Consider the following 23,455-nt stretch of genomic DNA (forward strand, 5'->3'; position numbering starts at 1 on the left):
GCACGGCCGCCCGCTCCCCCGCCGGTGCCGGTCAGCCGAGCTGGTCGTAGTACGCGATCCGCCAGGAGCCGGTGCCCTTGAGCTTCACCCGGTACTTGCCGCTGACCCGCTTGAGGTCGACGTCCCGCTTGTCGCCGTGGTACCTGACGCCGCCGCCCGAGGAGGGGCCGAGCAGCCACTTCTGGGCGAACTCCCAGCTCTGGTCGGTGACGACGCCGTCGTTCTCCGCGAGGTTGTAGTGCTCCTGCCACCACTGGGTGGCCGACTCGGTCTGCGGGCCGAACGAGCCGTCGATCTGGCGCTTGGAGAAGTTGTGCCAGTCCCCGTCCTCGTCCTGCCACAGCGCACCGTCCGCGTACAGGACGGACTGCCACAGGGCGGTGGCGTTGCTGTCGGTGTAGTCGTCGACGCTGAGATTCTCCTCGTCCTGCCAGTCGTCGTTCACTGGCCCGTTGCCGTCGATGCCGTGGTACGAGGCCGCGTCCGCCGCCGGCGCCACGGCGAGGCCGATGGCCCCGGCGCCCAGCAACGCGGCCGTCACCATCGCGACGGCCCGCTTGCGCATGCTCATGGAGTTCTCCCTTTCCGAACCGCCGTGGTTCCCCCCGTGGTTCCCCCTGGGGCGGCTCGCTTCGCTTGGCACGGCACAGCGTCACAGCCCTGAGGTGCGCACGGCGAGACCTGCCGGCGTCCCCGGACCGACGGGGGACGGTCCACCCCGGGTACGGCCAAGTGGTCCGGCAGAGCGGGACGTACGGGGACCTGCGGGGACGGGTTGGGACGGCCGACGGGGGCCGGGAAGGTGTTCCACCGTGCGGTCCGCTGTGCGTAGCCTCGGCGCGGTGAACGCGATTCCGGCACGCCTCGACCATCTCGTCCTCGCGACCCCCGACCTGGCGGCGACGGTCGCCGAGCTCACCCGGCGCACCGGGGTGGCGCCCGCCCCCGGCGGTGCGCATGTCGGTCTCGGCACCCGCAACCACCTCGTGTCCCTCGGCGGCACCGCCTACCTGGAGATCATCGGCCCGGACCCGGACCAGCCGGAGCCGACGGGCCCGCGCCCCTTCGACGTCGACACCCTCGCCGCCGCCCGCACGGTGACCTGGGCGATCAGCCCACCCGACCTGGACACGGCCGTGGCCAGGGCCCGGGCCCGTGGCTACGACCCCGGCGACATCCGCCCGATGAGCCGCCGCAGACCCGACGGCACGCTCCTGCGGTGGCGCCTGACGGACGGCGACTCCCAGCACCCCTCGGGTCTGGTCCCGTTCCTGATCGACTGGGGCACCTCCGCCCACCCGACGGCCTCGGACCTCCCCACGACTCCCCTTCTCTCCTTGCGGGCGACCGCCCCCTCCCCCGCCGGGATCCGCCCCCTGCTCGCCGCCCTCGACACCGAGCTCCCCCTCGCCGAGGGCCCGGTAGGACTCTCCTTCACGGTGGACACCCCACAGGGGCCGGTGACCTTCGACTGACGTGTCCGATTCCTTCAAGACCCGAGGAACGGCCCGTGCCTACGCTGCCCCCATGACTCCACGATTCGACGCCATCGGTCTGGTGGCCTCCGACATGGCCGCCTCCGTCGCCTTCTACCGGCGGCTCGGGTTCCCGTTCCCCGAAGGGGCCGAGACGCAGCCGCACGCGGAGGCCGAACTCCCTGGCGGTGTGCGGCTGATGATCGACACCGAGGAGACGGTCCGCTCCTTCCTCCCCGGCTGGCAGCCACCGGCCGGCGGCAGCCGCACCGGCCTCGCGCTGCGCTGCGCCGACCCCGCCGAGGTCGACGCGGTGTACGAGGAGCTGGTGAGCGAGGGCCATCACGGCGAACTCAAGCCGTGGAACGCCCCCTGGGGCCAGCGCTACGCCTCCCTGCACGACCCGGACGGCAACGGCGTCGACCTGTACGCGCCGCTAGCCGTCGAGTAGCCGCCCGAGCGGTACTCCCGCCAACTCCTTGACGTCCCTCGCGAGATGGGCCTGATCCGCGAACCCGCTGCGCACCGCCGTCTCCGCGAACGGCACTCCGCCCCGAGCCAGCACGAGAGCCCGCCGCAAGCGCAGGATCCGGGCCAGCGTCTTCGGCCCGTACCCGAACGCGACGAGGGATCGCCGGTGCAACTGGCGTGCCCCGAGGCCGAGTTCGTCGGCGGCCACGGCGACGGAGCGGCCCGCGTCGAGCGAGGTGACGAGGGCTCCGAGGAGGGGGTCCGGCGGTGCGGCACGCTCCAGGACGATCTCCTCCAGGGCCGTGGCGGGGTCCGCGGCCCTTGCGATACGGCTCCGCAGCCGCCGTACCTCCGAAGCCGGCCAGAGATCGGCCAACTCGGCACGGAGGTCCCGCAGTTCATGAGCGGGCACTCCCAGGAAGGCGGGCGCGGAACCAGGAGCGAAGCGCAGGCCCACCCAGGTGCTCGGGGCGCCTCCGGCGACGTACGCCCGGGTGTCGGGCCCGGCGACGAGCAGTCGCCCCTCGTTCCAGAGCAGGTCCATGCACCCGTCGGGCAGGACCCGCCCGGAGCCGTCACCGGTCCAAACGACAGCACCTGAGAGCGTGGAGGGCCTTCCCTGTACACGTACCAAGGCTACGACGCGCCCCTCTCAGGAACCCTCCGGTTTCTGCGGGGGATGTGTCGTCTTCGCGCGCAACCTGGCCGTCACGTCCTCCGGAGGAAGGAAGCGGGACCAGCGTTCCGGGAACTCGGAGGGCATGTCGGGGTCGTCGGGGTCGGTCTCGTGGCCCGCGGCCGCCCGGGCCACGTACTCCGCGACCTGCGCCTCCCGCATCCGTTCGTTCGCCGCGCGCGCCGCCGCCGTCGCCGCCGCCGGCCACACGCGGTCGATCGCGGCGTTCACCGCGGCGCCCACCAGTACCGCGAAGGCCGAGACGCCGATCCACAGCAGCACCGCCACCGCCGCGGCCAGCGAGCCGTAGATCGTCGCGCCCTCGATCGTGTTCTGCAGGTAGATGCGGAGCAGGAAGCTCCCGAGCACCCACATCGCCAGGGCCACCAGCGCGCCCGGCACGTCCTCGATCCACGGTGAGCGCACCGGTACCGAGACGTGGAACAGCGTCGTCAGGAAGGCGATGGAGAGCACGATCACCACGGGCCAGTACAACACCTGCACCAGCGTCTCCGACCACGGCACGATCCGTACGACCGCGTCCGGCCCCGCCACCACCAGCGGCAGCGCCACCGACCCGAGCAGCAGCCCCGCGATGAACAGGGCGAACGCCACGAGCCGGGTCTTGACGATGCCCCGGACCCCGTCGAGGCCGTACATGACGGTGATGGTGTCGATGAAGACGTTCACCGCGCGCGACCCGGACCACAGGGCGAACAGGAAGCCGACGGAGATGACGTCGGGGCGGCCGCCCTTCATCACGTCGTCGAGGATCGGCTGCGCGATCTGCCGTACGCCCTTGTCGGACAGGACCGTGCGCGCGGCGTCCAGGATGTTGGCCTCAAGGCTGTTGATGGTGTCGGTGCCGGTCCAGTCGTCGACGTAGCCGAGCAGGCCGATGAGGCTGAGCAGCAGGGGCGGCACCGACAGCAGTGAGAAGAACGCGGCCTCGGCGGCGAGCCCGAGGATGCGGTACTCGATGCACGAGTTGACGGTGTCCTTGAGCAGCAGCCAGGCGGTCCTGCGCTTCGACACGTTCCGGTAGAGGGCACGGGCCCGGTGGAGCCGGCCGGAGGGCTGTTGAGGGGATTCGCTTGCTGCCTGCACGACCTAAAGGTATCCGCCGTGGGAGCGTGCACTCATCCCCCGGTCCCGGTCGGGAGCACATCCGTGCGGGGAACGCCCGCTCGTGTTCGGTTCCGTCATGCCGCGGAAAACGCCGGGCAACTCCTCGGAAATGGTCAAGGAAATCGAACCCCTTTTCTGTCATGAACCCGGTGGCCGGATTTCGAGGCCCCGGAAAGCGGAATGCCCGATGGTATATGCACCACCCATGGGGTGAGTTCCCCGGTGGCGCCACGGAACGGCACCAACGGGTCATACCGACAGGGAACGGTCGACCAGCAAGAAACCGCCATTGACTGAAACGCGCTTGACCCGTTCATGAGCGCATCGAAACAATTCGGATTGCATTCTCAGAGCCCTGACCAAGGCTCGAACCGGCCGCCCCGCACCCGCCGCGTGGTCACTCCAGGCGCATACCGAACCGCTCCTTCTCCTCTTTCACTCAGTGTCTCATGGCACTTCTTTTTCTTCCGGCACACCGGAAACACGGGGGTTCTTCATCATGATTTTCCGCTGCGCGGTGAACAGCGGGCATTATTCCGCCGTATCTCTCTCTGGAGAATTCCCATGCCTGCTCCGTACACACCGAAGCATGCCGTGCCGCGCGTCGTGGGGGTCGATGTGGCACGGGGCCTCGCACTGCTCGGAATGTTCTCCGTTCATGTGTTCGGCGCGTTCGACGAGGCCGGATCGCCCACGCCCGCATGGATGTTCGCGGGCGGCCGTTCCTCGGCGACGTTCGCCGTGACGGCCGGGATCGGACTGGCGTTCACCACCGGCGGCCGCCGGCCGGTGACCGGTCGGCCCGCGGCCGCCGCGGTGGCGGCACGGGCCGGCGTCATCGCGCTGATCGGACTGCTGCTCGGCTACGCCTCACGCGCGGCGGACCTGGACGTGGACGTGATCCTGGCGTTCTACGCCCTGTTGTTCCTGATCGCGATCCCACTGCTCGGCCTCGGCCCGCGGACCCTGACGGCCCTGTCCCTGACCCTGGCCCTGGGAGCCCCGTTCGCCGTCCACGCACTGCGGGGCGTGCTGCCCGAGCCCGCCTTCGACGGCGACCCGGTCCTCCAGGACGTCGTCACCGACCCGCTCGGCCTGGTCTCGGACCTGCTGGTGCACGGCGACTACCCGGTACTCGCCTGGACCGCCTACCTGTGTGCCGGACTCGCCCTCGGCCGAGTGGACCTGACGTCCCGAAGGATCGCGCCCCGGCTCTTCGGAGGCGGCCTCGCCCTGGTCGCCGGTGTCTGGGCGGTGTCGTCGCTGGTCCTGTTCCGGTTCGACGGCCTACGGCAGCTGTGGCGCGCGGAGTTCCCGGGCGCCTCCCGCGCCGAGGCCCTGTGGGACAGCCCGGACGGCGTGACCTGGTGGGCCCTGCTCTCCCGCGCGCCGCACACCACCACGCCGTTCGACATGCTCCTCACCCTGGGCTCGGCGGCGGCCATCCTCGGCGGCGCCCTGCTGCTGACCAGGAGCGCCCTTCTCACGCGGGCGCTCACACCGCTCGCAGCGGCGGGCAGCATGCCGCTGACCCTGTACGCCGCCCATGTGCTCCTGCTCGCCACCGGTGCGCTCTCCGACTCCCCCGAGCTCCTCTACGCCGTCATGACCACCGGAGCGCTCCTCTTCGCCCTCGCGTGGCGGCACGTCGGGCGTGGCCCGCTGGAAACGGTCGTCGCAGGCGCGGCCCGGCGGTGTCGCGAGGCCGTAACACCGCCGCAACCCCCGGAACCGGTGGACGGCCCGGTCCGACTTAGCAGGCACACCGAATAGTCCATAAGACCAAAAGTAATGATCTAGGAGCTCAAGTGGTGGTAAATCCCGGCGAGATCACGACAGTCGCCCCGGCGAACGGCACCGCGCAGGTCTTCGCCGAGGTGCTGGCCGGGGTCGTGAAGACGGATCAAGTGCCCATCGACAGCCACTTCTTCGACGACCTGGGCGCCAACTCCCTGGTCATGGCGCAGTTCTGCGCGCGGGTCAGGAAGCGGGGCGACCTGCCGGCGGTGTCGATGAGGGACGTCTACGGCCATCCGACGATCCGCAGTCTGGCGGCGGCGCTCGCCGAGGTCCCGGCCGCCGAACCGGCGCCCGCCCGACCGGCCGAGCCGCCCCCGCCGCCTGGCAGCACCGCCCGTTACGTCCTGTGCGGGGTCCTGCAGTTCCTCCTGTTCGCCGTGTACTGCTTCACCGCCGGGACGGCCCTGGCCGGGGGGTACTCCTGGATATCCGGCGGCCACGGCCTGCTCTCCGTCTACCTGCGCTCGCTGGTCTTCGGCGGCGCCCTGTTCCTCACCGTGTGCACCCTGCCGGTGGTGGCGAAGTGGGTGCTGGTGGGCCGCTGGAAGGAGACGGAGTTCCCGGTGTGGGGCCTCGCCTACGTCCGCTTCTGGCTCGTCAAGGCGCTGCTGCACGCCAACCCGATGGTCCTGTTCACGGGCAACCCGCTGTACGTCCTCTACCTGCGGGCCCTCGGCGCCCGTATCGGCCCGGGCGTCACGATCCTGTCCCACTCGGTGCCGGTGGCCACCGACCTGCTGACCGTCGGCGCCGGCACGGTGATCCGCAAGGACTCCCTGTTCCTCGGCTACCGGGCGCACGCGGGCCGGATCCGCACCGGCCCCGTGACCCTCGGCCGGGACGTGTTCGTCGGCGAGAAGACCGTCCTCGACATCGGCACCTCGATCGGCGACGGCGGCCAACTCGGCCACTCCTCCGCGCTGTACGACGGCGCCGCGATCCCCGCCGGCCAGCGCTGGCACGGCTCACCGGCCCGCCCCACCGACGTCGACCACATCCGCGTGCCCGCGGCCCGCTGCACCACCCCGCGTCGCTTCGGCTACGCGCTGGTGGCGCTGCTCCAGACCCTGCTGGTGTACGTCCCGTTCGGCATCGGCGGCACCTACCTGGTGATGGATCTCGTCCCGGCGCTGGGCCCGCTCCTCGAACCGAACACGAACGAACTGACCACGACGGCCTTCTACGCCCAGGCCCTGGCCCTGTCCCTCGCCCTCTTCCTCGGCTCCATCACCATGGGCCTGGTCACCGTGACCGTGCTGCCCCGGCTGCTGAACCTGACGCTCACAGCCGACCGGGTCTATCCGCTGTACGGCTACCACTACTCGGTGCAGCGCGCGATCGCCCGCATGACCAACATCAAGTTCTTCAAGTGGCTGTGCGGCGACAGCTCGTACATCGTTCCCTACCTGCGGTCCATCGGCTACGACCTCTCTCACGTCGAGCAGACCGGCTCGAACTTCGGCACCGAGGTGGCGCACGAGACGCCCTACCTGGCCACCGTCGGCAGCGGCACGATGGTCGCCGACGGCCTTTCGGTCCTCAACGCCGAGTACTCCAGCACCTCGTTCCGTGTCTCGCGGGTCACGATCGGGGGGCACAACTTTCTCGGCAACCACATCGCCTACCCGGTCGGGGGCCGTACCGGCGACAACTGCCTGCTCGCGACGAAGGTGATGGTCCCGCTCGACGGCGAACTCCGCGAGGGAGTGGGTCTGCTGGGCTCACCGCCCTTCGAGATCCCGCGCACGGTGGAACGTGACCGGCGCTTCGACCACCTGCGTGAGGGTGATGAGCTGCGCCGCCGCCTGTCCGCCAAGAACCGCTTCAACGCCCGCTCCATGGCCCTGTTTCTCTTCGTCCGGTGGCTGCACTGGTTCGCACTGACCCTGCTCGGCTTCGCGGTCCTCGATCTCTACGGCGGCCAGGGCGCCCTCGGCTCCCTGCTGATCAGCGCCTACCTGATGGCCGGTTTCGTGCTGACCGTCGGCTACTACGTCATGGTCGAGCGCCTGATCACCCGGTTCCGGCCGCTGCAGCCGCGGTTGTGCTCCATCTACGACCCGTACTTCTGGTGGCACGAGCGCCTGTGGAAGGTGCCCGACGGCCAGCTCAAGGTGTTCAACGGCACGCCCTTCAAGAACGTCGTCTGGCGGCTCATGGGCGTGCGGATCGGCCGCCGGGTCTTCGACGACGGCGTCGCCATCACCGAGCGGACACTCACCACGATCGGCGACGACTGCACGCTCGGCGCCCACTCCAAGGTGCAGTCGCACTCCCAGGAGGACGGCACCTTCAAGTCCGACCACATCGTCATCGGCGACGGCTGCACCCTCGGGGCGGGCGCGCTGGTCCACTACGGCGTCCGGATGGGCGACGGCGCGGTGCTCGGTGCCGACGCCTTCCTGATGAAGGGCGAAGAGATGCCGCCGGGGGCGCACTGGGGCGGTAATCCGGCGGTGGCGCTGCGAGGCGTCTGACGGGCCCGACGCGGCCCGAACTGCCTGAACGAAGAACACACAGGGGGAAGCACGTCATGGAAACAGTTCCGCACCCGACGCCCGGTCCGATACCGGATGTCACGGAGTACGCGGTCCGGCTGCCCGAGGGCACACCGACCGATCCCGCCGCGCTGCTGACGGCGCACACCAAGGTCCTCGCCGCCCTCGGCACGCCCGACGACGAACTGCGGGTCACCATCACCGACGGCACACTTCGGCTGGGCTGTCGCACCGGCGTCCTCGACACCGACGCCGCCGCCCGCATCGCCGGCTACCACCTCACCGCGCTCACCGACCCGGACCGCACCAGCCTGCTGTCCGAGGACGAACTCCGCTTCCAACTAGAGGGGTTGGCGGGCCCTGACCGTGAACTCCCGGACCGGCGCGTGCACGAGCTGTTCGAGGAGCGGGTCGAGAAGCACCCGGACGCCGTGGCCGCCGTGGAAGGTGAGCGGCAGTGGACGTACGCCGAGCTCAACTCCCGGGCCAACCAGGTCGGTCGGGCCCTGCTGGCCCGTGGCCTCACGGCCGAGGATGTCGTCGCCGTCGTCATGGAACGGAACCTGGACTGGATGGCGGCCGTACTCGGCGTGCTCAAGGCGGGCGGGGTGTATCTGCCCGTCGAGCCGCACTTCCCGGCCGAGCGGGTCGCGAGGACGCTGTCGCGGGCGGGTTGCGAGCTCGTCGTCACGGAGCAGGGCAGCACCGGCTCCCTCTCCGGTACGGCCGACGGGACGCTGTTCGTGGAAGACGTGTACACCGAGGGCCACGCGGACGACGACCTCGGGGTCCCGGTCGCGGCGGGTCAACTGGCCTACATCTACTTCACGTCCGGCTCCACCGGTGAGCCCAAGGGCGCGATGTGCGAGCACGCCGGCTTCTTGAACCATGTGCTCGCCAAGATCGAGGACCTGGGGATCGGCGAGAACGACGTGGTCGCGCAGACCGCGCCGCAGTGCTTCGACATCTCCCTGTGGCAGCTGCTCGCCGCCACCCTCGTGGGCGGGCGGACCGTGGTCGTCGACCAGGAGACGATCCTGGACGTGCCGCGGTTCGTGGACACGGTGGTCCGGGGACGGGTCAACGTGCTCCAGATCGTGCCGTCGTATCTGGAGGCGGTACTGGCCGAGTTGGGGCAGCGGCCGCGTGAACTGGCCGACCTGCGCTGTGTGTCGGTGACCGGTGAGGCGGTCAAGCGGGAGCTGGTGCAGCGCTGGTTCGCCAACGCGCCCGGGATCAGGCTGGCCAACGCCTATGGACTGACCGAGACTTCGGACGACACCAACCACGAGGTCATGGACCGGGTGCCGGACGGCGACCGGGTGCCGCTCGGGCGGCCGGTGCGCAATGTGCGGGTGTACGTGGTGGACGAGGACCTGGTCCCCGTGCCGTTCGGTGCGCCGGGTGAGATCGTCTTCTCCGGGGTGTGCGTGGGGCGCGGGTACGTCAACGACCCCGAGCGGACCGCGGCCGCGTTCATGGAGGACCCGCACCGGCCTGGTGAGCGGCTCTACCGCAGCGGTGACGTGGGGCGCTGGCGGCCGGACGGCCGGCTGGAGTTCCTCGGCCGCCGGGACACCCAGATCAAGATCCGTGGGTTCCGCGTGGAGATCGGTGAGATCGAGAACGCGCTGCTGCGGGTGGACGGCGTCCGCGACGGAGCCGTCGTGGTCGTCCGGGGCGCCCAGCTCGCCGCGTTCTGCACCGGGCCCGAGCCGGTCGGCGCGGACACGGTACGGGAGCGGTTGGCCGCGTCGCTGCCGTCGTACATGGTGCCCGCCGTCGTGCACTGGCGGGAGCGGCTGCCGCTGACCGCCAACGGCAAGACCGACCGCCGCACGCTCACCGCGCTCGCCGAGGACCTCGACGCCACGGTGGCGAGCGAGCCCGTGACGGAAGGCGAGCGGCGGCTGGCGGCCGCGTGGGCCGAGGTCCTCGGTGTTCCCGCCGACCGGATCGGCCGGCTCGACCACTTCTTCGACCGCGGTGGCAGCTCGCTGTCCGCCGTGCGTCTCGCGATCGCCCTGGACCGCGCGATCACCCTCAAGGACGTCGTCCGCCACCCGGTCCTCGCGGACCTGGCGGACCTGCTCGACCGGCGCAGCTGAAAGGAACCCCGAGATGTCATCCACGAGTCTCCTTCCGTACCTGGACCTGGCCCCCGGCACTCCGCCGATCCTGCACGCCAAGTCCGGGGGCAATCCGGTGAGTTGGGCCGCCGAGCACCGTGACCCGCTGCACGCCCTCGTCCTCGGACACGGCTCCGTCCTGGTACGCGGTCTGGGTCTCGCCGACCCCGCGACCACCGAGGCCGTCTTCCGGCGGCTGACCGACGGCCTGATGCCCGACCGCGAGCCCTTCGCGCCCCGGCGCCGCTACGCGGACGGTGTGTACTCGTCCACCAAGTGGCCGCCGAACCAGCTGATGTGCATGCACCACGAGCTCAGCTACGGCCTGGAGTTCCCGAGCCTGCTGCTGTACGCGTGCCTGGAGGCGCCCGGGTCGGGAGGCGCGACCGCGCTCGCCGACGCGTCGGCGGTGCTGCGGGACCTGCCCCGCGACCTGGTCTCCCGGTTCGAGCGCGAGGGCTGGCTGCTGACCCGGGCGTACCACGAGGAGATCGGCGCGTCCGTCGAGGAGGCGTTCGGCACGGGCGACCGCGACGCCGTCGAGCGCTACTGCCGCCGGCACGCCATCGAGTTCGCCTGGCAGAGCGACGGCTCCCTGCACACCCGGCAGCGGCGCCGCGCGGTGCTCAGGCACCCGGCCGGGGGCCTGCCCTGCTGGTTCAACCAGATCGCGTTCCTCAACGAGTGGACCATGGAGCCCGAAGTGCACGAATACCTGGTGGAGATGTACGGCGCCGACGGACTGCCCTTCAACACCCGTTTCGGCGACGGCGATCCGATCGACGCGGAGGTCGTGCGGACCATCAACGAGGTCTACGACGCCCACACCGTGCGCGAGCCGTGGCAGGACGGCGACCTCCTGCTCGTCGACAACATCCGTACGGCGCACAGCCGCGAGCCCTTCGAGGGGCCGCGCGAGGTGCTGGCCGCGCTCGGCAACCCGGTGCTGCGCGCCGACGGCGAGGTGAGTGGCGTATGAGCACCCTGGACACTCCTTCCTTCGCGCTCGTCACCGGCGCCCAGGTCCAACAGGCCCTGCACGGAAGGGAACCGGAGATCGCGGACCTCGTCGAGGCCGTGTACCGGCTGCACGGCGCCGGCGACTCGGTGAACCCGCCTTCGTACTTCCTGAAGTTCCCGGACCGCCCGTCGTCCCGGATCATCGCGCTGCCCGCCTCGCTGGGCGGACCGCTCAGGGTCGACGGCCTGAAGTGGGTCTCCAGTTTCCCGGAGAACATCAAGTCAGGTCTGCCGCGCGCTTCGGCGGTGCTGATCCTCAACGACCCGGAGACCGGCTACCCGTTCGCCTGTCTGGAGAGTTCGGTCATCAGCGCCACGCGTACGGCGTCCTCGGCTGCGCTGGCGGCCGGGAAGCTCATCGCGGGCCGGGTCCGCCCGACCCGGGTGGGCTTCATCGGCACCGGGCTGATCGCCCGCTACATCCACACCCATCTCACCGCCACCGGCTGGGAGTTCGAGGAGACGGGTGTACACGACCTGTCCGCCGAGAGCGCCGCCGGGTTCCGCGGCTATCTGGAGCGGTCCGGGGCGCCGGGGAAGGTGTCCGTGCACGACACGGCCGAATCCCTCATCCGCTCCAGCGACTTGGTGGTCTTCGCCACGGTCGCGGGCAAGCCGCACGTCCACGATCCGTCGTGGTTCGGCCATCACCCCCTGGTCCTGCATGTGTCCCTGCGCGATCTCGACCCGGAGATCCTGCTCGCTTCCGCCAACTTCGTCGACGACGTCGAGCACTGCCTCAAGGCCGAGACCTCCCCGCACCTGGCCGAACAGCTCACGGGGAGCAGGGACTTCATCGACGGCACGCTCGACGACGTGCTGACCGGACGGGTGACCGTCCCGACGGACCGGACGGTGGTGTTCTCCCCCTTCGGCCTGGGGGTGCTCGACCTCGCCGTCGGCCGGTTCGTCCACGACGAACTGGCCCGGCGCGGCGAACTGCACGTCGTCGACGGGTTCTTCAACGAGCTGCGCCGGTACGGCTGAACCAGCTGCGCGCATGAGGAGGGGGGCGTCATGCCCGTCATATCCGATCCTTCGGAGTTCAACGAGTCAGACCTCTACGTCGACCTGCGGGCGGCGCTGGAGCTTCCGCTGTACCTGAAGTGCGAGGGCTTCAACTTCGCCGGGTCGATCAAGCTGAAGGCGGCCCGCGAGATGGTGAACGCCGCCGAGCGCGACGGCACCCTGCGGCCCGGGTCGATCCTGGTCGAGTCGTCGTCGGGGAACCTGGGGGTGGCTCTGAGCATGATCGCCGCGAGCCGGGGCTACCGGTTCCTGTGCGTGACCGACTCGCGGTGCAACCTGGTCACCATCCGGCTGATGGAGGCACTCGGCACCCGGGTGCACGTGGTCAGGGAGCCGGACCTGCACGACGGGTACCTCGGGGCCCGGCTCAACTACGTGCGGGCGCTGTGTGCCTCGGACGAGCGGTACGTGTGGCTCAACCAGTACAGCAACCAGGGGAACTGGCGGGCGCACTACCGCACCACCGCGCCGGACATCGCGCGCCGCTTCCCGGACCTGGACGTGCTGTTCGTCGGGGCCGGCACCACCGGGACCCTGATGGGCTGCGCCCGCTGGTTCTGGCAGTGGCGGCGCCCGGTGCGGATCGTCGCCGTCGACAGCGTCGGCTCGATCACCTTCGGCGGCCCGCCCGGAGTCCGGATGATCCCGGGTCTCGGCACGAGCGTGCCCCCGCAGCTGCTCGACAAGTCGTACATCGACGACGTGGTGCTCGTCGAGGAACCGGACACCCTCCAGGTCTGCCGCCGGCTGGCCGCCCGGGGCTTCCTGTTCGGCGGCTCGACGGGCACGGTCGTCAGCGGCGCCCACCAGTGGCTGTCCGCCCACGGCCGCCGCGGCCTCACTGCGGTGGCGATCGCCCCGGACCTCGGCGAGCGCTACCTCGACACGGTGTACCGCCCCGGCTGGCCGCACGGCCTGCCCGAGGCGGACCCGGTCCACCAGACGGCGGAGGTGATGGCCCACCTCGCGTGAGCCCCGCCCTCCCCGGCCGCCCGCCCTTCCGCAGGGCGGGCGGCCGGTGCGTGTTCGGGCGCGGCCGTCGGGGGCGCCTCGGCACGGGGCTCGGGTCGGCGCAGCGCATCACCGGCTCCGGTGGCCCCTGCGGCAGGGCGGCCCTGGAGCGCGGCGACAAGGTCGCGGCCACCGCCCGCGACACCGACGCGGCCCAGTTCTCGTACAGCTACGGCCAGGTGGCGTTTAGCACCGGCCTCAAGGCGGCGCCACGGCATATGCGCGCCCGGGCGATCAGCCCCGCGGACCCACACGGGAGCCACGCGCGGGCTCCGCGGCAGCACGGGCTCCTCAAGCGGCGCTACGACCACCAGCGGGCCCTCGGTCCAGCCCGCGGCCACCACGAACCGGCGCCACGGCCGACACGGCGTCCACGGACCAGCGCCCCGACCAGCACGGAAATCCACGTACCGACACCCCACCGACCTGCTTCCCCGCCACCACAGAACCTCACCCACCAGCCCCGCGACCGCCTCGAAGATCCACCGCCCCCTGCCGTGTCCGTGAGGTGACCGGCCCCCCACCCCGGGGTACGTTCGCAGGCATGGCAGGCAGCACGCACACGGTGACCAACCAGCCCCCGCCCCTGATCGGCTACGACGTCTACAGCGCCGACCGCGCTCTGCGGGCGGCCGTCGAACGCCACCTCGACCCCGAGCTGCTCGACGAGGTGCACGGTGAGCTGGCGGCGCTCGGCCGGGCCTGCGGCTCCGCGCAGGTGCAGGAGTGGGGTGTCCAGGCCAACGAGAACCCGCCCCGGCTGCACACCCACGACCGCTACGGCCACCGTGTCGACGAGGTCGAGTTCCATCCGGCCTGGCACCGGCTGCTCGGCAAGGGCGTCTCGGCGGGCCTGACCGCCGCCTGGGCCCGCCCCGGCGGGCACGTCCGGCGCGCGGCCGCGTTCGTGCTGTGGACACAGGTCGACGCCGGAAACTGCTGCCCGCTGTCGATGACCCACGCCGCGGTCCCCGCCCTGCGCACCGACCCCGACCTCGCCACCGAGTGGGAGCCCCGCCTGACCTCCATGGTCTACGACCGCGAGCTGCGGCCCGCCCACCTCAAGGCGGGCGCCCTGTTCGGGATGGGCATGACGGAGAAGCAGGGCGGCAGCGATGTCCGCGCGAACACCACCTCCGCGCGCCCCCTCCCCGACGGCGAGACCTACGAGCTCACCGGCCACAAGTGGTTCTGCTCGGCCCCCATGTCGGACGGCTTCCTGGTCCTCGCCCAGGCCCCCGGCGGCCTCACCTGCTTCCTCGTCCCCCGCGTCCTGGAGGACGGCACCGCCAACACGTTTCTCCTCCAGCGCCTCAAGGACAAGCTCGGCAACCGCTCCAACGCCTCCGGCGAGGTCGAGTTCGACCGGACCTGGGCCCGCCGGGTCGGCGACGAGGGCCGCGGGGTGCGCACCATCATCGAGATGGTCGAGGCGACCCGGCTCGACTGCGTCCTGGGCTCGGCGGGCCTGATGCGCCAGGCCGTGGCCCAGGCGATCCACCACTGCACCCACCGCGAGGCCTTCGGCGGCAAGCTCGTCGACAAGCCGCTGATGCGCAACGTCCTGGCCGACCTGGCCCTCGAATCCGAGGCGGCGACCACCCTCGCCCTGCGCCTGGCGGCCGCCTACGACAAGGACGACGAACAGGAGCGTGCCTTCCTCAGGGTCGCGGTACCGGCGGCCAAGTACTGGATCACCAAGCGCTGCACCCCCCTCACCACGGAGGCCGCCGAGTGCCTCGGCGGCAACGGCTACGTGGAGGAGTCGGGCCTGCCCCGCCTGATCCGCGAGTCACCGCTGAACTCGATCTGGGAGGGCGCGGGCAACATCCAGGCCCTGGACGTCGTACGGGCCCTCCAACGAGAACCCCAGTCCCTGAACGCCTACCTCCTGGAGATCGGCGTGTCCCGCGGCGCCGACCACCGCCTGGACGCGGCGACGAAGCACCTCTTCACCGAACTGGCCGACCTGGACGGCATCGAGGGAAGGGCCCGCCGCCTGACGGAACGCCTCGCGCTGGTGCTACAGGGTTCCCTGCTGGTCCGCTACGCCCCTCCGGAGGTGGCAGACGCCTTCTGCGCGTCTCGCCTGGGCGGCGACTCGGGAACGGCCTTCGGCACCCTGCCCACGAGTTTGGACCTGGCGAAGATGGTGGATCGGTCAAGGCCGCAGGCCTGACCGACAGGGGCGCGGAGAACTGCGCGACAAGCCACAACGGCGCCGCAGACGCCCACAAGCAAAAAGCCGGGGGTGGTGCTGCGCCGACACGGCACCACCCCCGATATGGCCCAGAGGCCGAAACACGCCGCTGCGAGACGGCGTTGGCCCAAGTTTCAAACAAGCCACCGTCCACCACCAGGGTTGCAGGGGGTTGCAACTTCCTGGCGTCTATGAACGGACTGTGTCCCTCACTCGGACACGACCGGCACTATTGGACAGACAGTCAAAACGGACCGGAAGGACGGACCCGTGCCGCTCTCGCCGACACACGTGACCCACCTCGCCGCCGTGGACTCGGCACGCGCGGCCCGGGTACTGAGCGACGTCCGCTCAGCCACGCTGTCCGGCCGGCGCGCCCCCATGGCTCCGCGCCCCGTGATCGAGGAGTCCTGGGGCCGTATGCTGCGCGGCGGCGTCGACCCGGACCATGACTTCCGGTCAGGGCTGCTGCCGCCGGAGGAGGTGCGGCGGCGCCGGGAGGACACCCGGCTGCGGCACGTGCTGCCGGTGCTGCGGGAAGGGCTGCTGTCGGTCGCGGACGTGGCCCACCACATCATGGTGGTCGCCGACGAGGACGGCCGGGTGCTGTGGCGGGAGGGCAGCTCCCATGTGCTGCGCAAGGCCGACGGCACCGGCTTCGAACTCGGCGCCGACTGGCGGGAGAACGTCGTCGGGACGAACGGCATAGGCACCCCGGTGGTGGTGCGCCGCCCCGTCCAGGTCTTCGCCTCCGAGCACTTCGTCCGCTCGCAGACCTCGTGGACCTGCACCGGCGCCCCCATCAAGGACCCGCGGGACGGCCGGCTGATCGGCGTGGTCGATGTCAGCGGCCCGCTGGAGACCATGCACCCGGCCACCCTCTCCTGGGTCGACTCGGTGGCCAAGCTCGCCGAGTCACGGCTGCGTGAACTGCATCTGACCTCACTGGAGCAACTGCGCGCGGTGGCGGCGCCGGTGCTCTGCCGGCTCGATGGCCGGGCCCTGGTGGTGGACAGGGACGGCTGGACGGCGGCGGTGACCGGAATGCCGTACCCGAACCGGATCGCGCTGCCCAAGTCGCCCTCGGCGGGCCGCCGGTGGCTGCCGGCGCTCGGACTGTGCTCCCTGGAGCCGCTGGCGAGCGGCTGGTTGATCCGCGCCGCCGACCAGCCGGAGCCGCAGACCGTCACCCGGATCGTCCTCGACCTCACGCATCCGCGCCGCTGGACGGTGACGGTGTCGGGCGGCGCCGGCAGCTGGAGTCACGAACTGAGTCCCCGGCACGCCGAGTTGCTCTACCTGCTGGCCCTGCACCGCTCGGGCCGCAGCGCGGCGGGCCTGGCCGAGGACATGTTCGGCGATCCGGGCCGTACGGTGACCGTGCGCGCGGAGATGTCCCGGGTACGGCGATATCTCGGGGCGTTCCTGGAACACCGGCCGTATCGTTTCTGCGAAGACGCCGAGGTCGAGGTGCTGCTGCCGGAGAGCCCGGGCGACCTGCTGCCGCACTCGACCGCGCCGGCCGTGCTCGGCGTCCGTGTGTCCGACGGGACGAACTGACCGTCCCGGGTGTGCGACTTCCGCATAATTGCAGGGTCTTCGTCCCCAGCGGCCCTTCACTGCCGTAGCATCCCCCTACGGGCCACCCCACCTGCTCCTCGATCAACGTACGGATCATCAGGCGCAGTTGGCCCGCCTCGGGAGGACGGTATGAAGCAACGTGGCAGACACCGCAGGCGCAAGCGGGGCCAAGCGCTGCGCGCCTTCCTGGCCGGGACCGCCCTCGCGCTGACCGCCGCCGCCACCATGATCAGCGCCTCCCAGGCCACGGTCGCCGCCAATCCCGGGACGCTCAAGGCGCTCGACTCGGCCGCCGAGACCGACCAGTTGCGGCTCAAGGAGTCCCAGGTCCCGCAGGGTTCCCTCGACCGGCTCTCCGCCGCGATGGGACGTCCGGTCGGGGTGTCCGCCGTCCTCGACTCCGCCGACCGGAGTCTGCGCGACGCGATCGAGTGCACGCCCGGCGAGCGCAGGGCGCTGCCCGTGGCACCGGCGGCCACCGCCGCGTACTGCTGGGACGCCGCCGACACCCGGTCCTGGCGGGCCGGGGCCGTCACCACCTCCGGGGACGCCGACGACGACGGCAGGTGGGGCGCCCACCGCGTGATCCTCTCCGCGTGGAGCCGCACCGGCACCGAGGCGAACGGCGGGGGCCTCGCCCGGGTCGCCTTCGTCGACGCCGACGACCTGGGCCGGCTCACCTACTCCTGGGTCCTCCTCGCCGTCCCCGTGGACGGCGGACGCGACTACCGCGGCCTCCTCTCGCAGGTCTCCGGAATGGTCTGGTACCAGAACAAGCTGCTGGTCACCGCGAGCGGCGACGACGGCGACGCGCTGTACGTCTACGACATGAACCGCGTGCAGCGGGCCACCGTCGACAGCGACGCGGTCGGCAGGGTCCGCGGCGGCTGGTCGGCGCACGGCGCCCAGTGGGTCCTGCCCGCGGTGGGCTCCTACCGCCTGGCCTCCGAGACCGGCGCCACCCGCCCCGACTACCTCTCCCTGGACCGCAGCACCTCCCCGGACAGCCTGGTCGCGAGCGAGTGGGTCTCCGGCGACGGCGACACGGACGCCCGCGTGTGGCGCTACGACTTCAGCGCCGACCCCGGCCGTTCCGGCCTCCTCGCCACCGGCACCGACGGCTACGCACGCGTGGCCGAGGCCTACGCCACCGAGGCCTCCGGCTCCGGCCCGGTCCTGTCGTACGACTCCCAGTGGTACCTGGGCCGGGCGGCCGAGACGGCGGGCGACCACGGCACCCTGTGGCGGCAGAACACCTCGACCCCCGCGAAGGCGACCCGCTGCGGCACGGACGAGACCCGCAGCTGCTGGAGCGCGGAGTCGGAGTCCCTGTCGTACTGGGAACAGACGGGCGATGTGTGGTCCCAGTCGGGCAGGGTGCTGTTCGCGCTGCCACTGGCCTCGATCGACAGATCTCTCGGGTAGATGATTCCCTGACCGGCATGCCGAACATCCCCGTGACCACCTGGTCCCTGGAACAGACCGCCCCGACCGACCTCCTCCCGGCCGTCACCCCGGACGGCGATGTACAGATCCGCCGCTCCGAGATCCCCTCCCCCGAGTTCAGCCGCTACCTCTACGCCTCCGTGGGCGGCGACATCCGCTGGACCGACCGTCTCTCCTGGACCTACGCCCAGTGGCAGGAGCACCTGGAGCGCCCCGGCGTGGAGACGTGGGTGGCCTACGACCATGGCACCCCGGCCGGTTACGTGGAGCTGGAGCCCCAGGACGACGGCGTCGTGGAGATCGTCTACTTCGGCCTGATCCCGGCGTTCCGCGGCCGGCGGATCGGCGGCCACCTCCTCTCGTACGGCACCGCCCGCGCCTGGGACCTCGCGGACCGCTGGCCGGGGCTGACGGACACCAAGCGGGTCTGGCTGCACACCTGCAGCAAGGACGGGGAGCACGCGATGGCCAACTACCAGCGCCGTGGCTTCCAGCTCTTCGACACCAAGGTCGAGGAGGAGGCCGACGGGCCCGCACCGGGACCCTGGCCTGGGGCGTACCCGGCCTGACCTGCGGGAACAAGGGGTCCCGGGATCTTTGTGACCAACGACACCCTTGTCTCACCAAGCGAGACAAGGGTGTCCACATGGCGGATAAAGCTGGACTGTGTCCAGATCGCCGTGACACGCTTCCGTCATGTCTGGAACTGGAATTGCCTTGGTGAGTCGGCGGCACGTCGACCTCGGCCGCATGTCCAGCGCCATCTGTCCGGTGCGCTGACGAGCCGCAGCAGCACCCGACACATCCTCTCGTTCTCCTCCCCGCGCAATGCCGCGCATGTACACCCATGCGCCCGTACGCGCAGGTAAGAGCCGCTTCCCGCCTGTCCCGAAGGACGTAACAACCATGGCCGCCACCCCGCAGAACCCTGCTGCCGCAGCGCCCCGCCGCAAGGTGAGCCGTCACCGCGGTGAGGGTCAGTGGGCCGCGGGGCACCACACCCCGCTGAACGGCAACGAGCAGTTCAAGAAGGACGACGACGGTCTCAATGTGCGGACACGCATTGAGACGATCTACTCGAAGCGCGGCTTCGACTCGATCGACCCCAACGACCTGCGCGGCCGTATGCGCTGGTGGGGGCTTTACACCCAGCGCAAGCCCGGGATCGACGGCGGCAAGACCGCGATCCTGGAGCCGGAGGAGCTGGACGACAAGTACTTCATGCTGCGGGTGCGGATCGACGGCGGACGCCTCACCACCCAGCAGCTGCGCGTGATCGGCGAGATCTCCCAGGAGTTCGCGCGCGGCAGCGCGGACGTCACCGACCGGCAGAACATCCAGCTGCACTGGATCCGCATCGAGGACGTCCCGGAGATCTGGAACCGCCTGGAGGCGGTCGGGCTGTCCACGACCGAGGCCTGCGGTGACACCCCGCGTGTGATCATCGGCTCGCCGGTCGCCGGGATCGCCGAGGACGAGATCATCGACGGCACCTGGGCCATCGACGAGATCCACGAGCGGTACATCGGCAGCAAGGAGTTCTCCAACCTGCCGCGCAAGTTCAAGACGGCGATCTCCGGCTCCCCGCTCCTGGACGTGGTCCACGAGATCAACGACATCGCGTTCGTCGGTGTCGAGCACCCCGAGCACGGCCCCGGCTTCGACCTGTGGGTCGGCGGCGGTCTGTCCACCAACCCGAAGCTCGGTGTCCGGCTCGGCGCCTGGGTGCCGCTGGACGAGGTGCCCGAGGTGTGGGCCGGTGTGGTCGGCATCTTCCGCGACTGGGGCTACCGGCGCCTGCGGACCCGGGCCCGTCTGAAGTTCCTCGTCGCCGACTGGGGCCCGGAGAAGTTCCGCCAGGTCCTGGAGGACGACTACCTGAAGCGCAAGCTGGTCGACGGTCCCGCGCCCTCCGAGCCCTCGGGCCGCTGGCGCGACCACGTCGGCGTGCACCGCCAGAAGGACGGCCGCTACTACGTCGGTTTCGCCCCCCGCGTCGGCCGGGTCGACGGCGCCACGCTGACGAAGATCGCCGAGGTCGCGGAGGCCCACGGCTCGGGCCGGGTCCGTACCACCGTCGAGCAGAAGATGATCATCCTCGATGTCGAGGAGACGCAGGTCGAACCGCTGGTCGAGGCCCTGGCGGCACTGGACCTGACGGCCAAGCCCTCGCCCTTCCGGCGCGGCACCATGGCCTGCACCGGCATCGAGTACTGCAAGCTCGCCATCGTCGAGACCAAGGCGCGCGGCTCCCAGCTGATCGACGAACTGGAGCGCCGGATCCCGGACTTCGACGAGCCGCTCACCATCAACCTCAACGGCTGCCCGAACGCCTGCGCCCGTATCCAGGTGGCGGACATCGGTCTCAAGGGCCAGCTGGTCCTCAACGACCAGGGCGAGCAGGTCGAGGGCTACCAGGTGCACCTCGGTGGCGCCCTCGGCCTGGAGGCCGGCTTCGGCCGCAAGGTGCGTGGCCTGAAGGTCACCGCCGAGGAACTGCCGGACTACGTCGAGCGCGTTCTGAAGCGGTTCCAGGCCGAGCGCGAGGAGGGCGAGCGGTTCGCCGCCTGGGCCTCCCGTGCGTCCGAGGAGGCCCTCTCATGAGCGAGCGTGCCGCCCCCTTCTACTGCCCTTACTGCGGCGACGAGGACCTGCGTCCGAGCGAAGCCCTGGAAGGCGCCCACGGCGCCTGGGAATGCGCGGCGTGCAACCGCGCATTCCAGTTGAAGTTCCTCGGGCTGCTCGCCCGGGGCCTTCAGCACACCGACGCAGGGGGAGATCAGATATGACCGCGATTCAGGAAGAACGCACGACCGACGACCTCAAGGCGCTCGCCGAGCAGGCCGGCCGCGACCTGGAGGACGCCTCCGCGCTGGAGATCCTCCAGTGGGCCGTCGACACCTTCGGCAAGAGCTTCTGCGTGACCTCCTCGATGGAGGACGCTGTGGTCGCCCACCTCGCCTCCCGGGTCCTCAAGGGCGTGGACGTCGTCTTCCTCGACACCGGCTACCACTTCGAGGAGACCATCGGCACCCGCGACGCGGTCGAGGCCGTGATGGACGTCAACGTCATCACGCTGTCACCGACGCGGACGGTCGCCGAGCAGGACGCCGAGTTCGGCCCCAAGCTGCACGACCGCGACCCCGACCTGTGCTGCAAGATGCGCAAGGTCGAGCCGCTGGAGCGGGGCCTGAAGGACTACCTGGCCTGGGCTACCGGACTGCGCCGCGACGAGTCCCCGACCCGGGCGAACACCCCGGTCGTCGGCTGGGACGAGAAGCGCCAGAAGGTCAAGATCTCGCCGATCGCCCGCTGGACCCAGGACGACGTGGACGCCTATGTCACCGAACACGGGGTCCTGACGAACCCGCTCCTGATGGACGGCTACGCCTCCGTCGGCTGCGCCCCCTGCACCCGCCGCGTCCTGGAGGGCGAGGACGCCCGCGCGGGCCGCTGGGCGGGCCGGGCCAAGACCGAGTGCGGGCTGCACTGATGACCACCACTGACAAGGAGTCGCACGTGACGACCGGAGCCACCGTCTGGCTCACGGGTCTGCCGAGTGCCGGCAAGACCACCATCGCGTACGAGCTGGCAGGCCGGCTGCGCGAGGAGGGCCACCTCGTCGAGGTGCTCGACGGCGACGAGATCCGCGAGTTCATCTCCGCGGGCCTCGGCTTCAGCCGCGAGGACCGGCACACCAACGTGCAGCGCATCGGCTTCCTCGCCGAACTGCTGGCCCGCAACGGCGTCAAGGCGCTGGTCCCGGTCATCGCGCCGTACGCCGACAGCCGCGAGGCCGTCCGCAAGCGCCACCAGGAGAGCGGCGCCGCGTATCTCGAGATCCACGTGGCGACCCCGGTCGAGGTGTGCTCCGTACGCGATGTGAAGGGCCTGTACGCCAAGCAGGCCGCGGGTGAGCTGTCCGGGCTGACCGGGGTCGACGACCCCTACGAGGAGCCCGAGTCGCCCGATCTGCGGATCGAGTCGCAGAACCAGACCGTCCAGGAGTCCGCGGCCGCGGTCCACGCGCTGCTCACCGAGAGGGGACTGGCATGACGACGACCGTCGCGACGGTGGACGAGGGCACGGAAGCCCCGTACGCCCTGTCCCACCTGGACGCGCTCGAATCCGAGGCGGTCCACATCTTCCGTGAGGTGGCGGGTGAGTTCGAGCGGCCGGTGATCCTGTTCTCCGGCGGCAAGGACTCGATCGTCATGCTGCACCTGGCGCTGAAGGCGTTCGCCCCGGCGGCGATCCCCTTCTCGCTGCTCCACGTGGACACCGGACACAACTTCCCCGAGGTCCTTGAGTACCGGGACCGTGTGGTCGCCGCACATGGGCTGCGCCTCCATGTGGCCTCCGTACAGGACTACATCGACCGCGGTGTGCTGAAGGAGCGTCCCGACGGCACCCGCAACCCACTCCAGACCCTCCCGCTGACGGAGAAGATCCAGGCGGAGAAGTTCGACGCGGTCTTCGGCGGTGGCCGCCGGGACGAGGAGAAGGCCCGCGCCAAGGAGCGGGTGTTCTCGCTGCGCGACGAGTTCTCCCAGTGGGACCCGCGCCGCCAGCGCCCCGAGCTGTGGAACCTGTACAACGGCCGCCACGCGCCCGGCGAGCACGTCCGCGTCTTCCCGCTGTCCAACTGGACCGAGCTGGACGTCTGGCAGTACATCGCCCGCGAGGGCATCGAGCTCCCGGAGATCTACTTCGCGCACGAGCGTGAGGTGTTCTCGCGCAGCGGCATGTGGCTGACGGCGGGCGAGTGGGGCGGGCCCAAGGACGGCGAGAGGGTCGAGAAGCGGCTCGTGCGCTACCGGACCGTCGGTGACATGTCCTGCACGGGTGCCGTCGACTCCGACGCGGTGACGCTGGAGCAGGTCATCACGGAGATCGCCGCCTCCCGGCTGACCGAGCGGGGCGCCACCCGCGCCGACGACAAGATGTCCGAGGCCGCGATGGAAGACCGTAAGCGCGAGGGGTACTTCTAA

Annotated in this window: 21 protein-coding genes; 18 read left to right on the forward strand and 3 right to left on the reverse strand. The window is 70.7% G+C overall.

Going from position 1 to position 23,455, the window contains the following annotated elements:
• Positions 1-31 precede the first annotated feature (31 nt).
• Positions 32-571: a peptidoglycan-binding domain-containing protein gene (locus tag AB0D34_RS05670; RefSeq protein ID WP_362656938.1), complete on the reverse strand. Its 540-nt coding sequence runs from the start codon at positions 569-571 to the stop codon at positions 32-34.
• Positions 572-842: 271 nt separating this feature from the next.
• Between AB0D34_RS05670 and AB0D34_RS05675 the strand changes: the two genes are divergently transcribed.
• Entirely contained in the window at positions 843-1,475 is a 633-nt protein-coding gene (locus AB0D34_RS05675) for a VOC family protein (RefSeq protein ID WP_362656940.1), read from the forward strand.
• 52 nt (positions 1,476-1,527) lie between these two features.
• Positions 1,528-1,926 carry a VOC family protein gene (locus AB0D34_RS05680; RefSeq protein ID WP_362656943.1) on the forward strand — a complete coding sequence of 133 codons (399 nt, stop codon included), beginning with the start codon at positions 1,528-1,530 and terminating at the stop codon, positions 1,924-1,926.
• On the opposite strand, the gene AB0D34_RS05685 is transcribed toward AB0D34_RS05680, so the two are convergent.
• Together AB0D34_RS05685 and AB0D34_RS05690 are read right to left on the reverse strand one after the other, a co-directional pair.
• Positions 1,912-2,580, reverse strand: coding sequence for a helix-turn-helix domain-containing protein (locus AB0D34_RS05685; protein WP_362656946.1), 669 nt, complete (start codon positions 2,578-2,580; stop codon positions 1,912-1,914). The two genes, AB0D34_RS05680 and AB0D34_RS05685, sit on opposite strands and share 15 nt — an antisense overlap.
• 18 nt (positions 2,581-2,598) lie before the next feature.
• On the reverse strand, positions 2,599-3,729 hold the full coding sequence (locus AB0D34_RS05690) for a YihY/virulence factor BrkB family protein (RefSeq protein WP_362656949.1): 1,131 nt from the start codon (positions 3,727-3,729) through the stop codon (positions 2,599-2,601).
• Between the two features lie 585 nt (positions 3,730-4,314).
• On the opposite strand from AB0D34_RS05690, the gene AB0D34_RS05695 reads away from it, so the two are divergent.
• The 16 genes from AB0D34_RS05695 (at position 4,315) to cysD (ending at position 23,455) form a co-directional block, all read left to right on the forward strand.
• Entirely contained in the window at positions 4,315-5,523 is a 1,209-nt protein-coding gene (locus AB0D34_RS05695; RefSeq protein ID WP_362656952.1) for a heparan-alpha-glucosaminide N-acetyltransferase domain-containing protein, read from the forward strand.
• Positions 5,524-5,561: 38 nt separating this feature from the next.
• Positions 5,562-8,027, forward strand: a complete 2,466-nt coding sequence (locus AB0D34_RS05700; RefSeq protein ID WP_362657811.1) for a Pls/PosA family non-ribosomal peptide synthetase — start codon at positions 5,562-5,564, stop codon at positions 8,025-8,027.
• A gap of 56 nt (positions 8,028-8,083) precedes the next feature.
• Positions 8,084-10,156: a non-ribosomal peptide synthetase gene (locus tag AB0D34_RS05705; protein WP_362656955.1), complete on the forward strand. Its 2,073-nt coding sequence runs from the start codon at positions 8,084-8,086 to the stop codon at positions 10,154-10,156.
• A 13-nt stretch (positions 10,157-10,169) separates the two neighbouring features.
• Positions 10,170-11,156, forward strand: coding sequence for a TauD/TfdA family dioxygenase (locus AB0D34_RS05710; protein ID WP_362656958.1), 987 nt, complete (start codon positions 10,170-10,172; stop codon positions 11,154-11,156).
• Entirely contained in the window at positions 11,153-12,184 is a 1,032-nt protein-coding gene (gene sbnB / locus AB0D34_RS05715) for a 2,3-diaminopropionate biosynthesis protein SbnB (protein ID WP_362656960.1), read from the forward strand. Before AB0D34_RS05710 ends, sbnB begins: the two co-directional genes overlap by 4 nt.
• A 30-nt stretch (positions 12,185-12,214) precedes the next feature.
• Positions 12,215-13,198: a 2,3-diaminopropionate biosynthesis protein SbnA gene (gene sbnA, locus AB0D34_RS05720; protein ID WP_362656963.1), complete on the forward strand. Its 984-nt coding sequence runs from the start codon at positions 12,215-12,217 to the stop codon at positions 13,196-13,198.
• A 583-nt stretch (positions 13,199-13,781) separates the two neighbouring features.
• Positions 13,782-15,416, forward strand: a complete 1,635-nt coding sequence (locus tag AB0D34_RS05725) for an acyl-CoA dehydrogenase family protein (protein ID WP_362656965.1) — start codon at positions 13,782-13,784, stop codon at positions 15,414-15,416.
• 291 nt (positions 15,417-15,707) lie between these two features.
• The gene (locus AB0D34_RS05730) at positions 15,708-16,997 is read left to right on the forward strand and encodes a GAF domain-containing protein (protein WP_362656968.1); all 1,290 of its coding nucleotides are present in this window, start codon (positions 15,708-15,710) and stop codon (positions 16,995-16,997) included.
• 150 nt (positions 16,998-17,147) lie between these two features.
• Complete coding sequence (locus tag AB0D34_RS05735) at positions 17,148-18,443, forward strand: hypothetical protein (RefSeq protein WP_362656970.1); 1,296 nt, start codon at positions 17,148-17,150, stop codon at positions 18,441-18,443.
• 17 nt (positions 18,444-18,460) lie between these two features.
• Complete coding sequence (locus AB0D34_RS05740; protein ID WP_362656973.1) at positions 18,461-19,033, forward strand: GNAT family N-acetyltransferase; 573 nt, start codon at positions 18,461-18,463, stop codon at positions 19,031-19,033.
• A 127-nt stretch (positions 19,034-19,160) separates the two neighbouring features.
• Positions 19,161-19,244, forward strand: coding sequence for a putative leader peptide (locus AB0D34_RS05745; RefSeq protein WP_349817346.1), 84 nt, complete (start codon positions 19,161-19,163; stop codon positions 19,242-19,244).
• Between the two features lie 126 nt (positions 19,245-19,370).
• On the forward strand, positions 19,371-21,068 hold the full coding sequence (locus AB0D34_RS05750) for a nitrite/sulfite reductase (protein ID WP_362656976.1): 1,698 nt from the start codon (positions 19,371-19,373) through the stop codon (positions 21,066-21,068).
• Positions 21,065-21,253, forward strand: a complete 189-nt coding sequence (locus tag AB0D34_RS05755) for a hypothetical protein (protein ID WP_356589806.1) — start codon at positions 21,065-21,067, stop codon at positions 21,251-21,253. The genes AB0D34_RS05750 and AB0D34_RS05755 overlap by 4 nt, the downstream gene beginning before the upstream one ends.
• Entirely contained in the window at positions 21,250-21,957 is a 708-nt protein-coding gene (locus AB0D34_RS05760; protein WP_362656979.1) for a phosphoadenylyl-sulfate reductase, read from the forward strand. The genes AB0D34_RS05755 and AB0D34_RS05760 overlap by 4 nt, the downstream gene beginning before the upstream one ends.
• Entirely contained in the window at positions 21,957-22,520 is a 564-nt protein-coding gene (cysC, locus tag AB0D34_RS05765; RefSeq protein ID WP_362656982.1) for an adenylyl-sulfate kinase, read from the forward strand. The genes AB0D34_RS05760 and cysC overlap by 1 nt, the downstream gene beginning before the upstream one ends.
• The gene (gene cysD / locus AB0D34_RS05770) at positions 22,517-23,455 is read left to right on the forward strand and encodes a sulfate adenylyltransferase subunit CysD (protein ID WP_362656985.1); all 939 of its coding nucleotides are present in this window, start codon (positions 22,517-22,519) and stop codon (positions 23,453-23,455) included. The genes cysC and cysD overlap by 4 nt, the downstream gene beginning before the upstream one ends.

Source organism: Streptomyces sp. NPDC048420 (assembly GCF_040651535.1).
In the GTDB taxonomy this organism is placed as follows: Bacteria; Actinomycetota; Actinomycetes; order Streptomycetales; family Streptomycetaceae; genus Streptomyces.